This window comes from Shewanella halifaxensis HAW-EB4 (assembly GCF_000019185.1).
In the GTDB taxonomy this organism is placed as follows: domain Bacteria; phylum Pseudomonadota; class Gammaproteobacteria; order Enterobacterales; family Shewanellaceae; genus Shewanella; species Shewanella halifaxensis.
On sequence record NC_010334.1, the window covers coordinates 2,680,063 to 2,697,175 of the forward strand.

Consider the following 17,113-nt stretch of genomic DNA (forward strand, 5'->3'; position numbering starts at 1 on the left):
TTAAGCCTACTCTAGGCTTAACACTGAATATATTCTGTGGGTCAGTACACTTATTCGTTAATTAGACGTAGTCTTTTGGCGGTGGCGGCGCTAACACTTCTCGATTACCGTTATGGCCTTGGGCACTTACAACCCCTTGAAGTTCCATCTGTTCAATAATACGAGCTGCGCGGTTATAACCAATTTTAAACTTCCGCTGCACACTTGATATCGAACCTCGGCGAGTTTGCGTCACGAACGCAACAGCATCATCGTATAAGGCATCCATCTCTTCTTCTGAATCACCGGCTTCACCTGGTAATAATACCTGTTCACCTTCGGCAGAACCTTGCAAAATCTCCTCGATATATTGCGGCTTACCTCGTGCATGCCAATCGGCAACTACTTTGTGAACTTCATGGTCATCAATAAATGCACCATGAACACGGATAGGCACGCTGGTTCCTGGTGGTAAGTACAACATGTCACCCATACCGAGTAGTGTTTCAGCGCCTTGTTGATCGAGAATCGTTCTTGAGTCAATGCGGGATGAAACTTGGAACGCCATCCGTGTTGGAATGTTAGCTTTAATCAAACCTGTGATCACATCAACTGACGGCCTTTGAGTTGCAAGGATTAAATGGATCCCCGCAGCACGTGCTTTTTGTGCGATACGAGCAATCAATTCTTCGACTTTTTTACCTACAATCATCATCATGTCGGCAAATTCATCGACGACAACAACGATAGATGGCAGTTTATCTAATTCAGGCGCTTCAGGCTCCATGCTGTCAGAAGACTTCCAAAGCGGATCAAAAATTGGGTCACCGGACTCTTTAGCCTGTTTAATTTTGGCGTTATAGCCTTTGAGATTACGCACGCCAAGTGCTGACATCAGTTTATAACGACGCTCCATCTCGCCGACACACCAACGTAGCGAGTTAGCTGCTTCTTTCATGTCGGTTACCACTTCACACAGTAAGTGCGGGATCCCTTCATAAACTGATAGCTCAAGCATTTTAGGGTCAATCATGATGAAACGAACATCATCAGGACCTGATTTGTACAGTAAGCTGGTGATCATCACGTTCACGCCAACAGACTTACCCGAGCCCGTCGTGCCCGCAACAAGAAGGTGTGGCATTTTTCCTAGGTCAACGACAACAGGCTTACCACCAATATCGGCACCTAATACCATACTTAGATGTGATGGGCCGTCTCTAAAGTCTTCACAGTCGAGCACATCGCGCATAAAGACCGTTTCACGGAACTTGTTCGGCAGCTCTAATCCTACATAAGCTTTACCAGGGATCACCTCAACAACTCGCACGTTTTCAGCTAATAGTGAACGTGCTAAATCTTTAGAAAGATTGGTGATTTTAGAGGCTTTAACCCCTGGTGCTAATTCAAGCTCGAAACGAGTTACAACTGGGCCAGGATAAACACCAACAACATTTGCGGTAATGTTGAAATCGGCGAGTTTAACTTCAACTAACTTACCTATTTGCTCTAACTCTTCTTGACTGATTGGGTTGGTCTTACGATTTGGTACATCTAATAAAGAGATACAAGGTAGCGGTGCCATAGGCGGACGTTCCTGTTCAATTTCTTGACCAGGTAATACGACAATCCCATCAACAATCTTAGCCTTGTCATCTTCGATACGTTTAACGGCATTAACAGCCCCTGATGATGCATTGTTATTGAAGTCAATTGATTCAATTTCATCACTGCTTTCGTTAACCCACGGCGCAGCGATTGTTGGCTCAACAACGTCGGCTAAAGTGGCTTGCTGAGCTTCAGCCCCAGTCAATGTAGGTTCACTCACTTTAGCATTGAATTGAGGTTCAATAATTTTTGGCTCTGCTTTTTGTTGGGCCTTTAACTCACGTTCTGTCGTTTTACTGTTTTGGGCGTTTTGCTGTGAATCAAATTCATCTTGTTCACTGCCGTCTTCGAATTCATATTCATCATCTGATTGTTTGTTACGTCGCTCTTTAAAGCGCTCAACCACTGACATAAAACCGCGTGTATCTTCGGTGTCGCCCATATCAGGCTTAAATTTATTAGGCAGATCTCGCAGTTTTTTGACTAACCAAATCGTTGCATACCCGGTTAAATCAATCACAGTTAACCAGCTAATACCGGTAAGTAGTGTAAAACCAGCGCCCACGAAACAGAGCAATAACAGCGTCGTACCTAACTTATTAAAGTAAGGTAGCATGGCTTGAGCAATAACATCACCCGCGACCCCGCCAGCAGAAAAACCATATAGTCCGTTTGCATTCATACTCGCCAATGCGGCAAGACTAAAAACAATCAGTAAGAAGCCAATTAAACGAAGACCAACAGAGAAGTAGTCTATTTCTAAAAGCTTATGCGTCCGCTTAAATAGCAACCAACCTGTTAAGGCGATAATAATGGGGATGATGTATGCGCAATAACCAAAAAAGTAAAATAAAACATCGGCTAACCACGCGCCAACCGCACCCGTTAGATTATTAATTTCACCATCAAAATTTGACTGGCTCCACCCTGGATCAGAAGAATGGAAACTGCTCAAAGCGATTAGAACGTATGTTGCTAACATGCAACAAATGATGAGACTACCTTCTAATAGTCGTTGTACGCCTGAGAGCGTTTTAACACTACTTCCCTTAGACAATGGAAAACCTACACTAAAAAACGTTAATTAAGGACAAGATACCAGAATTTAAGACTTTATGCAGCGTTTGCGACTTCTGGGCACTACTGAATAGTTATGCATAAAAGCATTTTGCATCAATTTGTATCATATTGGATTTTGTATAAAAAAAGGAGCCCTCAAGGCTCCTTTTGTCATTTAATATATTACTTATGTATCTGAAACGGTATTGATCGCGACACGATTTGTTTGCTTGACCTCTTCCATAACAACATAGGTACGAGTGTCGGAAACTGCCGGCAATTTCAGAAGGGTTTCGCCTAATAAACGACGATATGCAGACATATCTGAAACACGGGTCTTTAATAGATAGTCAAAATCACCAGAGACTAAATGACACTCTTGGATGTCATCGAGTAGTTGTACAGCTTTGTTGAACTTGTCAAACACTTCTGCTGTATCACGGTTTAAGGTGATCTCTACAAACACTAGCAGTGAGGCTCCCAGATAATGAGGGTTGACTAATGCCGTATAACCCTTGATATAACCTTGCTTTTCAAGCCTTTTAACTCTTTCAAGGCAAGGTGTTGGACTCAAACCTACTCGCTTAGATAACTCGACGTTAGAGATTCGTCCATCAATTTGTAATTCATTAAGTATATTTCTATCGATACGATCTAAGTCTTTTATAGGACTCTTTTTATTATTAACCATATATATAACCCTGGCTGACGTTTAGGACGATATTATTGCCTGCTTTTAAAAAATCTTCAGCAGCATAAACTACGGAATGAATACTATACTAGATTTCCCTGCAACATTCACGTTCAGGCAATACAATATAACAATTACACCCATATAAAATGGGTTTTTATGCAAATTTGAGGCTCGAAGATGATTATAGGTGTTCCAAAAGAAATCAAAAATCACGAATATCGTGTTGGTATGGTCCCATCAAGTGTTCGTGAATTGACGTCACGTGGTCATGAGGTTTTTATTGAAACAAATGCTGGCTCAGGCATTGGTTTTGCTGATCAAGATTATATCGAAGTCGGTGCAAAAATACTGCAAACAGCTGCCGAGGTATTTGCTCAATCTGAGATGATTGTAAAAGTAAAAGAGCCTCAAGCTGTTGAACGTGCAATGTTACGTGAAGACCAGTTACTATTTACCTACCTTCATTTAGCACCCGATCTTCCACAAACTGAAGATCTCGTGAAAAGTGGTTCTGTTTGTATTGCATACGAAACCGTTACCGATGATCGCGGTGCGCTTCCGCTACTTGCACCTATGTCTGAAGTCGCTGGCCGTATGTCTATTCAAGCAGGTGCGATGGCGCTAGAGAAATCTATGGGTGGCCGCGGTATGTTACTCGGTGGCGTTCCTGGTGTTGAACCTGCAAAGGTTGTGATCATTGGCGGCGGCATGGTTGGTACAAACGCAGCGCAGATGGCTGTTGGTCTTGGTGCCGATGTTGTTATTCTAGATAGAAGTATTGATGCTCTTCGTCGCCTTAACGCTCAATTCGATAATAAAGTTAAAGCCATTTACTCAACGGCTGATGCCATTGAAAAACATGTACTTGAGGCTGACCTTGTGATCGGCGGCGTGCTTGTTCCTGGAGCCGCGGCACCGAAACTTGTGACTAAAGAACATATCAAACGCATGAAGCCGGGCTCTGCCATCGTTGATGTTGCAATTGACCAAGGTGGTTGTATCGAAACATCGCACGCAACGACTCACCAAGATCCAACTTATATCGTTGATGACGTTGTTCATTACTGTGTTGCTAACATGCCTGGTGCGGTTGCCCGTACTTCGACATTTGCACTAAACAACGCAACCTTGCCATACATCATTAAGCTGGCTCAACTGGGTTATAGAGAAGCGCTGTTACAAGACAAGCACTTACTAAACGGTCTTAATGTAATGCACGGTAAGATCACTTGTGCCGAAGTTGCTGAAGCACTAAACCTTGAGTTTGTCGATCCACAAATATTACTTAAGTAACTCGAAAAACTAGTTACTTAAGTAATATGTAGGGAGCCGCAGGCTCCCTTTTAAGTTCCCTAATATTATACCAATCAGTATAAAGATTTAGTCGCTCAGCGAGAGTTTAGCGGTTATGAGGCAAGGCAGCGAGTGAAGAGCATAGTTGTTCTAGGGTTAAGCTCCCTCTTGTTCCTTAAGAGTCACAGCATCAGAGCCGCTAAAACTCGCCATTCTGGAGCGCTTTTGGCTGCCTACTTCTGCGTTGAACAGCTTCACAAGGGAATAACCATTCTTTCAGCTATTCGCCTTGAATTAGTTTGCCAAAAACGCTCTGAGTAGATCAACTTCTTATACTGATTGGTATTAATTAGCATAGGCGAAGCTATAGCCCTTACCTCTTACAGTATTAATTAGGGTCTTAGGCAAATGTTGTTCGAATAACTTACGCCGAGTGTTGCTGATATGCATATCAAGATTACGATCAAACTGGCCTAACTCTTTTTGTAAAACCCTAAGCTGTAACTCCTGCTTTGTCACGACCTGACCCTTTCTTTCAAATAGATACTTAAACAGCTTAAATTCGGTTTGAGTGAACGACACCGCTTGTTCCGAAATTGAAATGATGCACTGATTATCATCAAAGCTGATATCTTGAGAGGGTTGATGAGTAAACTCTGTATCATTTCTTATGGCTTCTATTCGTCGCTTTAATGCATTAATTCGAACCACAAGTTCACGGAAACCAAACGGCTTACTCAAAAAGTCATCTGCACCCAGCTCGTATATTTTAATCCTGTCTTCTTCTTTCTCTAATGTTGAGATAACGATAATCGGTGTCTTGTTTACCCGCTGTCTTAACAACTCAATACCACTTAGCTCCGCCAAATTAATATCTAGTAAAATCAAATCTAATCTGGTGGACTTTAGCTTATCAAGAGTATCGGCGCCGCTATTTGTAACGGTGACAAAAAAGCCTTCTCGCTCTAATACAGGTAACAAGCTGCTCTGGAGTACAAGATCATCATCTATCAATAAAAGGTGTTTCATCTCAAATCAAACTCAATGCGAATCATTTTCATTTAGATTACAGTAAGTGAGTTAAGTTTACTAGACGCTTTCACGCACAAGTAAAAATTTTTACCCATCCCAATATCGGAGTACAAAAAAGCCGCTCGTTTTTACGAGCGGCTGTTATACCAAGCTTTTGTCATTTAAACTGATTTAACGACTATTATTTAACTATTAAAAGATTTTATTTGTTAAGCATCAGCTCTCGAATATATTTCACAGGTGCGCTGCCGTAACTTAAGAATTCTTCATGGAATGCCTTTAGGTCAAAATCATCGCCTTTTAGCGCCTTATACTCTTCTCTGAAATCGTAAATCTCACGATAACCCGAGTAATAATTCGTTAACTGAACTTGACTCAAGGTAGCACGGCGCCATTTACCTTCCGCTTCCGCTTGTTCCTGAAAAGCTTCATTCATCATAAGCTCTAACGCTTGTTCTTCAGTCATTCCTTTTACCTGAATGCTGTAATCGAGGATGGTGTTGGCGATAACACGCAGGTTCCACTTGTAGTACATCAACCACATCTCTGGCTCAAAGTTGCCATAACCCTCTTCAAGCATCATACGCTCAGTGTACACCGCCCAGCCTTCGACCATAGCGCCATTACCAAATAGGCTCTTAATCAGACTGGGGGATTCATTCGAATAAACCAGCTGAGTGTAATGCCCAGGGATAGCTTCATGGATATTAAGTACCTGTAGTATCCAGTGATTGTATTCTCTCAGATAACTTTCTGCAGAGGCAGAACTCATTCCATCAAGTGGTGTCACGTTATAATAGGTATTACCTGACTTTTCATAGGGGCCAGGTGCACTGATTGATGCGCCAGCATAGCCGCGCATATACGCGGGTGTTTCACGAACCACTAACGGCTTATTTGGATCTAAGGTAACCAGATCCTTCTCGTTAACAAAATCAATAAGCTCTGGGATCTGTGCTCGCACTTCATCAACAAAGTCTTCGCGTTTAACATGTTTTGCAGAAAGCTTATTAATCAGTTGTTTAATTGCAACTTTGTCATCTTTTGGCATAGGGATATCGAAGTATTTACCCCAGATATTCTTGGTGATCTTGGCCATTTCAGCCTGTACACGATTTTTGTCATTTACCGCTTTTTCGTAAAGCGCCTTGCCAGACATCCCCGCCTGAATATCGTAGGCAAACTTCTGCTCATAAAGTTTTTCACCAATACGGAAGCTTCTTGCGCCCTCTTTCTCAAGCTTAGCCTCTAATGCCGTTAACCAATCAATATGCTCGTTAATCGCCATCGTCACTTTATTGAAGCGATTAGCAAATAGCGCCTTCTCCTCGTTGGTTAGACTCGATGCTAAAACTTGGCTCAGTAAGTCATTAGAAAAAACAGAGAAAGCACCTTGATTTTGCATTATCGCGAGCTGTGTGTGCTCTATGGTCGGATTTTGAATATTTTCTCTTGCCGCTGCGTAATAAGCTGGCACATTTTCCATTCTTGCTAACACAGAATGCAAACGCTCACTGAACGGGGCAAAGTCTTCATTAATAATCTGTGCGAAACCACCAGAGACGTTATAACTTGCAGGGTTCCATTGCCATGACTTGAAGGTTTCAATATTCCACTTCATTTCAGCAAGTAAGTTTTCGATGAGGCGATAGTCAGTCAATGTTGCTGGCGACATCAGTTTAGGGTCAAACTTAGCTAGCGCCGACTGTTGTGTTTGAATAAACGCTAAACTCGCTGCACGAGTTTCGGCATTAGGGACCTTTAAGACACCATCATATTTGTGAAAACCACTGTAAAGAGCCCAAGTAGGAGACTCTATCCATAACGCATCAATAAAATTTTGACTGAATTGATTAAATGCTAAATTCTGGTCGGTGATCTCAACAGCAACTTGTTCTGTTGTTGGCTGACTTTGACAGGCCGTTAGGCCTACAAGAGATAGCGCAATAGCCAAAGGCAGTGCGGCTTTTTTCATGGTGTGTTCCCTTAATTTGTTAGCTCGTGGTCTAATGCCACTTTAAAATCCGCTCCAGTAAATCATGTTCTCTATATATTTTCAGTAACTATACTCAGTTTGACAACCTTTGTTACACAACAAAGACAGCCAAACAGAGTCAGTTAATAGCCGATGTTCAGCATTAAATTGAGTTTTTATTTCAGCGTTTGACAGTTAGTTTTCTAGGTTTGCTTCAACCCAGACTAAAACATCAGCAAAACGGTAGTGCTCAAACTGAGCAAAGCCTTTGACCTGCCGTAACTTTAATTTTGTAAATATCGGCGTCGTTAAGCCACATAAAAACCGGCTTAATAACACAGGAGAAAGTTGCTTTGCTAACTTTTCAATTGCTTCTCGGCAGATATCATTAAAGTAAAAATCAGTTAACGGCTTCAAGGCTTGTGGTGCCGGTAAGCGGGCCACCTTGCCTAGACATACACTACAATGACCACAAGGCCCTGTTAAGTGAGGATCGGCAAAATATTGAGCGAGCTGTAAACTTAAGCAATGATCGCTGTCGAAAAAATCGACTAACTGGTTTATTCGGGTTATTTCACTGTGCTCTTTCGTGCTAAAGCGCTCAAATAAACGCGCTGCAAGTGAGTCGTTAATATTAGCGCTATAAATGTCATACACTTGGGTTAATTGCTTGCTTTGTAACTCAATTAGCTGTTTCTGGTGTAGATAATCTAGCGCTTTAATTGCACGGTCTCGGCTATCAGGTAGTACTTGCTCCAGTGCATTGAAGTTGGCACTGTACCACAGCTTAGCTTTATCAGAGCTTTCAATAACAGCACTAATAAAGGCTTGTCGCTGCGGATCAAATTTTGACAAGATCTCTTCTATTGGGCATAAAATCTTGAAGCGATAATCGGCAAAATAGCTGTACTTAGGCTTAATAACCCGCAGCATCTCAAGGTACACCAACAAGGTTTTTAAGCTTAATGCACGGATGTTGGACGCTGTTGAGAGCTGATTAAGCATCAGCTCCCATTGTGGGCCTAGTTTTGATGCTTGAATGATTTCATCTAGGACAAATTCGATGGCGCTGGGTTCTGGGGTATCGCCATACACGAAGTTCTCTAGCACGTTGAGGTTGTCGCGGTTTGCCAATACTAAACAATCAGAGCTTAAGCCATCTCGACCCGCTCGTCCGATCTCTTGGGCATAATTTTCAATTGATTTAGGCAGGTCGAAATGTGCTACAAAACGAATATCACTCTTATCGATCCCCATGCCAAATGCGATTGTTGCAACAATGATGGGCACTTCACCCGCCATAAACTGATTTTGTATGGCTTTACGCTTATCGCTATCCATTCCGGCATGATAGGCAACGGCGTCGAATCCACGACTAACTAACGCTTTAGCCACTGTTTCAGCAGTATGTTGTAGGGTCACGTAGACAATGCCACTCTGGTTTTTGTTCTGACTTTGCTCTTGCCTTTGTCCAAGCCAGCCACTTAAGTAATTAATTTTGTCCTGTGCACTTATCCCTACCGCATATAAATTTAGGTTGGCGCGATAAAAGCCCGTTAAGGTGATACATTCTCGCTTGATGCCAAACTTACTTCCCATATCCTCGATAACTTTCGGGGTTGCCGTTGCGGTTAGCAATAGGACTTGAGGAATGTTTAGCTGCCTTTGATACGTAGGGAGTTTAAGGTAGTCAGGCCTGAAATTATGACCCCACTCTGAAATACAGTGCGCCTCGTCGATCACTAATAACGAAATGGGAACCGATGAGATGAAACGCCTGAAGCGCTCATTATTCAAACGCTCAACTGAGATCATTAAGATCTTAATCCGGCCTTCGGTTACACCTTGGATCACAGCGCTGGACTGTTCATTACTTTGTGTCGAATCGATTGATGCTGCTGGGATCCCTTTGCTATTAAGAAATTTCAGTTGATCGTCCATTAAGGCAAGTAAAGGTGAGACCACTAAGGTAAGATTTGGCAAAGCTAGCGCAGGCAATTGATAACATAAGGACTTGCCCGAACCTGTAGGAAAAATTGCCGCTGCACTTTGTCCATTTAAGACGTGGTTAACAACTTCTGCTTGCCCTAGCCTGAACTCGCTAAAACCAAAATAACGATTAAGTAACGCCAGTGCGTTATCCATATTGAATCCTGTGTAATTTTATATAGTCATATGTGAGAATTAGTTGTACAGCTGATGACTATTTGACTGATTTTACGACCTTTACAGGACGCTTTTTCTCTAAGCGAAAATAGGCTTTAACGGGGTTATGATCAGAACTTGAGGTAATTATTGATTCGGCTTTAACTAACTCTAAATCTCTATAAAAGATATGGTCGAGATGTTGACCAAAGATCTCGGTTCTTGAATCAGCAGCGGGGATCGCCTCTTTTAACCCTGTGCGATTAGCCAGTTGCTTGATCGTCTCAAATCTTGAGTCGCTCCAAGTATTCATATCGCCGGCAAAAATAACCGGGCCTTTATGGTCCTGAATCGCGGCTTCGACGATACGTAACTGAGCCAGATACTCATCTAAACCAATAGTAAAGTTAATGCTATGGATATTAACGACCAATAGTTGGCTTAGATCCGATAGTAGATAATAGGACACCAACATGGATTTTGGGAAGTTGATATAAGGCTCAGCCTTTCTAAACACACAACTACTCAGTGCAGGCTCTCGCGTCAGGTTCATAACGCCTACAGGCTCTCCATCAAAGCTAAACGCCTGTGCAAGTAGCATAGATAGCTTTTGCGACTCGACAAAGCTGTTAAGTGCTTTAGTTAACTGAGCCTCTTGAAGCAGCAACAGATCGGAACGTTCTACGAGTTGCTTTAAGGTATCATCCCACCCCTCACCACTCTGCTTATAGAGGTTCCAGGTGGTGATATCGAGCTTACCAAACCTGTCGAGCGACTCTTTGGTCGGATATGTTATACATTGCGCCTGTACATCTAGGCTATTGTCATTAGTAATGAGGACATCGTCTGTAGGGATAACGGATGCGTCATAGACATAAGCAACCACGGCTGCTGCAGCTATAAGTGCTAATAAAATGAGTTTACGGATAATTTTCGCCATAATTGACTTATTCAGCTCGGTTCTTAGATTTAAGGTATTCTTTTCATTATAATCGCTTATTACGCTTAATCACATGATCATTCTATATAGGGATTATTCACTCAAGTCCTCTTCAAGAGTATTTGCCACTTGGCTTTGAGAGAGTAAGGACAATGTTATCAAACAAAATATGTATGAGTTTTACCAGCTGCTAACCATAGCTGGAGTCTTTCTATACTGGTTGATTATTGCTGGTATAAGCATTCGTGTAGTCGCCAAAAGACGTACCATTGGTGTGTCGCTCGCTTGGTTAATGATTATCTACATCGTTCCCTTAGGTGGCGCTTTCGCGTACCTACTTTTCGGCGAACTCAATTTAGGAAAAAAAAGAGCTGTACGTGCAGAATTAATGTTCAAACCTTATGGTGAGTGGTTTAAAAAGCTCTATGAGTATCGTCAGTATCGGCCTCATGTTGCTAGTCTCTATGGTCAGTCAATCAGCGCCATTTGTGAGAAACAAGTTGGGATCCCTGCATTAGCCGATAACCACTTAACCCTGTGTAGTGAAACCTATGAGATTTTAGATAATCTAATTGACGACATACACCAAGCAACAGAAACTATATTACTGGAGTTTTATATCTGGCATCCAGGTGGCAGGGCCGATGACGTTGCCAAGGCTCTGATACAAAGTGCGGCGCGAGGGGTAAAAATACGCTTATTACTTGACGCTGCAGGGAGTCGGCATTTTTTCAAAAGCCAGTGGCCAAAACTGATGAAGCAAAGTGGTATACATGTCGTTAGTGCACTACAAGTCTCGCCTTTTCGTATGTTCTTTCGACGTTTAGATCTTAGATTACATCGTAAAATTGTTGTCATAGATAATCAAATTGCCTACACAGGTTCCATGAATTTGGTTGACCCGGAGTTTTTTAATCAAGATGCGGGAGTTGGCCAATGGATTGATGTTATGGTGCGGATCACTGGCACCTCTGTACCCGTACTTAATAGTATTCACGCATGGGACTGGGAAGTTGAAACCAATGAACGTTTCCTTCCAGAACAACCTAAATGCCTGTCTCATGAAGACAGTGAAATTACCGATTTAGTACAAGTTATCCCATCAGGCCCCGGCATGCGTGAAGAGGTTATTCACCGAGTGCTACTCCAAAGTATTTATCAGGCACAAAAAAGTATCGTTATAACAACGCCCTATTTTGTACCCAGTGATAATCTCCACATGGCATTAATTATCGCCGCGCAGCGTAATGTCACGGTCGATATTATCGTTCCTGATAAAAATGACTCATTGATGGTTGAGTGGGCAAGCCGCGCCTTTTTTAGTGAGCTGTTAGAAGCCGGCGTTAACATACATAGATTTAAAGGTGGCCTACTGCATACCAAGTCCGTCGTTATCGATAGTAATCATTGTTTAATCGGCACGGTTAACTGGGATATGCGTAGTCTATGGCTTAACTTTGAAGTTACCCTTGCTGTCGATAATCTAGGGTTTACTCAAAAACTTGAAACCGTACAGCAAGATTACCTTAAAAATACAGTCATGATCTCACCAGAGGAATGGAAAAAGCGACCTTTAGCCAGCCGTGCAGCAGAGCGAGTCTTCTATCTATTTAGCCCGTTACTGTAACTTTTGCGATCACTTTATTCATTGGCTTGATGAACGTATTAATGCGTTCATCAAGCAGTATTTCCCATTAATCTTGAATTGTTTTTTGGTAACCTATAAACAAAGTTTTTGTCATTGCGCTTCCACGCACTGGCGCCACCAGCGTAAGTGTTCCTATGTTAGATTATGGTTTTAAAGTTGTTCATACTACCTATATGAACACTTTCCATCTTGCGGTCATTATTTCAGGCTCACCTTGTTTTTGTGATTACCGCCAACTAGATACGCCTGCCAAAGCATATATAATACCAATCAGTATAAAGATTTGGTCGTTCAGCGAGAGTTTAGCGGTTATAAGGCAAGGTCATTAAATACTCCTCGGTAACTGCTCCTGCGTTACTCTACCTCCTATATCCATATAGTCGTGCATTAATGACATTCACCACACCCATGTTGTTTGCAACGAGAACGAGTGAAGAGCATAGTTGTTCTAGGGTTAAGCTTCCTCTTGTTCCTTAAGAGTCACAGCATCAGAGCGGCCTACTTCTGTGTTTAACAGCTTCACAAGGGAATAACCATTCTTTCGGCTATTCGCCTTGAATTGATGAAGCCCCCAGATGAACCTAATAGGCAAACCAAAAATCCCTTTTATTACCAAGCTTGATTGAACCGCACGATTAAATCTATTTGTGCAACAATGCGTAAACTAAGCGCAAAAAATCAAAATCAGCTTTGTTTAGGTAGTTGAACTTATTGTTTTACCATTGCCGAGCAATCAAATTGAGAACTGTAGTCTTGAACATACCGAAACTTTACCTATTTTCTTTCACTAAGGATCTCGTTATGAGGCAGGATCACATCCAAATGGGCTGGAACTCCTCATATAAGTGATCTCTTTGCGAGAATCAAAATCAGCGGCATTAATTTGAGGTTGTTTCTTGAAAAATTGATACAATATATCGGCATCGACAAATCCAGTATTGATGGCTTCAGTCAGCTTGGGATAATCATTGCCACCTGCCGCATTATAACTTGGGACGGTGAAACTGTAGCTATCACTTATATTGAAATCACGTCCGCCAATTTTGCTGATCTCTACAGCCTTTTCAGTGCAGTTAACTACCATCTCTATTCCGGAAAATTGCGCATAACCTCCAGAGCCTCTCGTCATAGTGGCAACCGAAGCTAAATATGCTTTCACTTCAGCTCCTGTCATTGTATTTAAGGTGATCATATTACCAAAGGGTTGCACCGACAGTACGTCCCGATAAGTGATCTCACCTGTTTCAATAGAAGCTCGTACCCCACCTGAATTCATAACACCAAAATCAGCTTTTACTGCTCCATTACTCTGTGCCATTGCGATTAAGCGACCTAAGTTGGTTTGTTGACTGCGCACTAGATCGCGATCACCAATGAGTTTTCCTTTGGTGACACCAATAACCTCATCAAGCTTATCTTGTCCACGCAATTGAAAAGGCAGTAGAAACTCTTTTAGCTCCTGATCGGGTATAATTGCATCACCCACTAAAATCCTTTCACCATTGCTATTTTTAACTTTAAGGTTCACTGGAATTAATTCAAACTTAGCCAGATTCAATTTGCCATTGAAGAATTCAAAGTCTGCACGGCCCACATACTTACCCCATTCGTGGGCTTGCATTATCCATGTGTCATTTTGCTGGTCTGGAATACACTTATCCCCTGGGGCAAAATCGGCATAATTGTTGGTATTGTGACTATTAGACTCCATGCAAACCGGGTTTTGGGAATGGCCACCAAAAATGGCTTGCAACTGCCCGACCTTAAGCGACTTTGCCATCAATACGTCACCAGGGGCATTACTGCCGTGCAGCCCGTTGGCATAATGCCCCATATGAGTCACGGCAAAAATGATATCAACCGAGTGCAACTGCTCTATCTCTGCGATAACATTTTTAATTTCTTGTTGGGGCTCGGTAAAAGCCAGTTCACTGACATATTCAGGGTTACCGATTCTAACCGTGTCTTCTGTTGTCATGCCGATTACGGCCAGCTTAAGCCCATTAAACTCAAAAATTTTATAAGGTTCAAAGTAGCGCACTTGTTTAGTGACACCATTGATTTCAACTGATTTGTAGATGTTTGCTGCCAGCATAGGGAACTCAGCCCATTGCCTTTGTTTGTCCAGTACCGCTAACGGGTTATCAAACTCATGATTACCAACCGCCATCACATCATAACCAATATGATTCATACCTTTAAAATCAGGCTCTGCATATAACAAGTCCGATTCAGGTACACCGGTATTAATATCACCGCCAGAAAAAAGCAATACGTGCTCCCCCTGCGCATTAACCTCTTGGCGGATTGAATCAATCAAAGTTTTACGTGCAGCCATACCATATTCACCATGTTTATTTTCCCAAAAGCGACCATGGTTGTCATTGGTATGCAAAATGGTGAATCGAGTACAAGCATCGCCTGCTGCTGCACATGTTGCAAAACTTTTTTGGTTAATTCCACACCCAGACAGCAGTATGACCGCTATGACAGATACGCTGCCGATATAATTAACACGCATAGTACATCTCATCATTTTTATAGTTGGAATTAAAAATTGCGTTTAAGCTTAATAAGAAAAAGCCGAGATGAGGTCTCTCGACTTTTCTTTTGCCTGCTAAATCAACTAAAATTTAATTTTTACGTCTACGCCAAATGGCAAGAGGAAGTAATAATCCCAGTAGGCCACTAAGTGAGCCAGCACCATCTAGCTCTGTCCAGCCATCACCTTGTACGTTTTTCACCGAAACAGTTACATTCTTGCTTACTGAACTTTTACCATCAGTTGCAGTCACAACAAAAATCAGTGAGGTATCAAGCAACACTTCTGGTGCGGTTAGCTTAAGTACTGCCCCCTCACCTTCAAATTCGACAGTCTCACCAGCAATTTGAACCCAACTAAAACTGATAGATTCATTTGCAGGATCGGTACTCGCTTCTAGTGTAATTGACTTACCTTCTTCAACTGAAGTTTCACCAGAGATCATGATCTCGACAGCTAATGGCACGTCTTTAACCATTAAATCTACTGTTTCGTAAGCTTCTGATTCGCCATCACTTACCGTTAGCTTAAATTGGTATGGCGTGTCGATAGCAACAATTGGCGCTACCGCGGTTAACATCCCACCATCAACGTCGAAGGCAAGTTCAGGTCCAGATATTTGAGTCCAAGTGAAGGTTAGCACTTGCCCCTCAACGCCTTTAGTTCCAGTGCCATCAAAGGTAAAGCTAGCGCCTTCATTCACCTCAGCAGGCGCATCGATAACAATATCCACATCTAATTCTGGTACGGGATCATCGTTACAAAGGGCGCCATAGATATCTTGCACCCATTCTGGACGATCAATGTAGGGATTACGGTTACCTTGGTACTCGTAGACAGCCGTGTTACGGGCTTGCTCTAAGGTATCAACAGGATCTAGTTTGTGCCACGCATACAAGGTACAGAGTTTACCGGCTTGTAACTTCTCACCATCACTGCCAATGGAATCCACTAACTTAAGATCGCCATTATTGCTTGAATCTCCACCTTCATAGCGAGTATCCATATAGAACATCATACGGGCGACATCGCCTTTAACTGCATCTCTAGGCTCGAAAGTCCCCAACTTAGTATCAACTAAGTTATCTGGTGCTTGTGATACAGGAGTACCACCATTGTCAAAGTCATGATTACTACGAGCACCGTTGACTTGGGGCATAGCGGGTCGCAAATGATGGGCATCAGAATTGCCAAAGCCTGATTCTACGCCGTGACTCTGTGGCCATACGTGTTCACGGTTCCAGTCATCAACATTACCACCATTGTCATACTTGGAAATTGATTTACCGCTGTAAAGCATGATCACATTGTCTTTGTTGGCAGGATCTTCATCAGAGTAGGTTAAGATACTCCAGACCTGTTTATAACTCACGGCCTTGTGACCACTTGCGGCAATGGTTGCAATCGCTTGCTTCTTTGCCGCGACGTCGACGAAATCACCGTTTAGCACATCTGAGTAGTATTCATCCGGGACGTATTTACTAGCATCAGCGACTTTATCGATAACATCACAGTTATTACAAGGCGCTGGATCCGGGTCAGGTTCTGGGGGTGGCGTAGTGCCATCGCAAGCGCCTTCTCCAGGGCAGCCTAAACCGTCATAAGTATCTTTTGCAAACACAATCCACTGATTATCAGCACCGGGAAAATCAGCTTCAGCTGCGGTGTCACCCGTGGTTACACTGGTTTTACGGCGTAAGGTCTTATCTGCGGTAGAAAAGTTTGCGTCATTAGGATCTGTCCATGCTGAACCAGGATCTTCACCTACCTTACCAAAGCGGTCAATTACAGCACCGTCCTTGGTCAGTACTAGAGCATCGTCACCGTTAAAGTAAGTCACTGTAGAAGCGGTGCCGATTTTAAACTCTGGAGCAGCGGAAGCGTTATGAAATACCACACTGTTATTGGGTGCAAGCATACCGGTAAGCACTGCTGTATTACCCGGTTTATCTAAACCGTTGCCATTAGAATATAATGTTAATATATATTCATTGGCATCGAGATCGATTGCCTCTGTCCCAAGATTTGAGATCTCTATAGCTTTATTGTTACTACCACCTTCAATATATTCGGTTATTACAAGTTCTGCATTGGCATAGGTGGAAAGAGTGCCACAAAGCATCGCCATGGCCATAGCGACTTTAGTTGGGTTGGTCTTCATATGTATCCTTTGTTCTTATTATGTCCGTGGGACCATC

General features: G+C 42.5%; 10 protein-coding genes. 2 read left to right on the plus strand and 8 right to left on the minus strand.

The window, feature by feature from the left end:
* Positions 1 to 61: 61 nt before the first annotated feature.
* A complete protein-coding gene (locus tag SHAL_RS11575; protein ID WP_012277306.1) occupies positions 62 to 2,644 on the minus strand; it encodes a DNA translocase FtsK in 2,583 nt (860 codons plus the stop codon).
* 189 nt (positions 2,645 to 2,833) lie between these two features.
* Complete coding sequence (gene lrp, locus SHAL_RS11580; RefSeq protein ID WP_012277307.1) at positions 2,834 to 3,337, minus strand: leucine-responsive transcriptional regulator Lrp; 504 nt, start codon at positions 3,335 to 3,337, stop codon at positions 2,834 to 2,836.
* 180 nt (positions 3,338 to 3,517) lie between these two features.
* Between lrp and ald the strand changes: the two genes are divergently transcribed.
* Positions 3,518 to 4,633 carry an alanine dehydrogenase gene (ald, locus tag SHAL_RS11585; protein WP_012277308.1) on the plus strand — a complete coding sequence of 372 codons (1,116 nt, stop codon included), beginning with the start codon at positions 3,518 to 3,520 and terminating at the stop codon, positions 4,631 to 4,633.
* A gap of 345 nt (positions 4,634 to 4,978) precedes the next feature.
* On the opposite strand, the gene SHAL_RS11590 is transcribed toward ald, so the two are convergent.
* The 4 genes from SHAL_RS11590 to SHAL_RS11605 form a co-directional block, all read right to left on the minus strand.
* Entirely contained in the window at positions 4,979 to 5,662 is a 684-nt protein-coding gene (locus tag SHAL_RS11590) for a response regulator transcription factor (RefSeq protein ID WP_012277309.1), read from the minus strand.
* 205 nt (positions 5,663 to 5,867) lie between these two features.
* Positions 5,868 to 7,640 (minus strand): DUF885 domain-containing protein, encoded by a 1,773-nt coding sequence (locus SHAL_RS11595; RefSeq protein ID WP_012277310.1) that lies wholly within the window; start codon positions 7,638 to 7,640, stop codon positions 5,868 to 5,870.
* 195 nt (positions 7,641 to 7,835) lie between these two features.
* Positions 7,836 to 9,785 carry a RecQ family ATP-dependent DNA helicase gene (locus SHAL_RS11600; RefSeq protein WP_012277311.1) on the minus strand — a complete coding sequence of 650 codons (1,950 nt, stop codon included), beginning with the start codon at positions 9,783 to 9,785 and terminating at the stop codon, positions 7,836 to 7,838.
* Positions 9,786 to 9,843: 58 nt separating this feature from the next.
* Positions 9,844 to 10,725 carry an endonuclease/exonuclease/phosphatase family protein gene (locus SHAL_RS11605; protein ID WP_012277312.1) on the minus strand — a complete coding sequence of 294 codons (882 nt, stop codon included), beginning with the start codon at positions 10,723 to 10,725 and terminating at the stop codon, positions 9,844 to 9,846.
* A gap of 169 nt (positions 10,726 to 10,894) precedes the next feature.
* Between SHAL_RS11605 and cls the strand changes: the two genes are divergently transcribed.
* Complete coding sequence (cls, locus tag SHAL_RS11610) at positions 10,895 to 12,352, plus strand: cardiolipin synthase (RefSeq protein ID WP_012277313.1); 1,458 nt, start codon at positions 10,895 to 10,897, stop codon at positions 12,350 to 12,352.
* 820 nt (positions 12,353 to 13,172) lie between these two features.
* Here the strand turns inward: cls and ushA are convergent.
* Together ushA and SHAL_RS22395 are read right to left on the minus strand one after the other, a co-directional pair.
* A complete protein-coding gene (gene ushA, locus SHAL_RS11615; RefSeq protein WP_041415986.1) occupies positions 13,173 to 14,894 on the minus strand; it encodes a bifunctional UDP-sugar hydrolase/5'-nucleotidase UshA in 1,722 nt (573 codons plus the stop codon).
* A gap of 112 nt (positions 14,895 to 15,006) precedes the next feature.
* Complete coding sequence (locus SHAL_RS22395) at positions 15,007 to 17,076, minus strand: endonuclease (protein WP_012277316.1); 2,070 nt, start codon at positions 17,074 to 17,076, stop codon at positions 15,007 to 15,009.
* Positions 17,077 to 17,113: the final 37 nt, after the last annotated feature.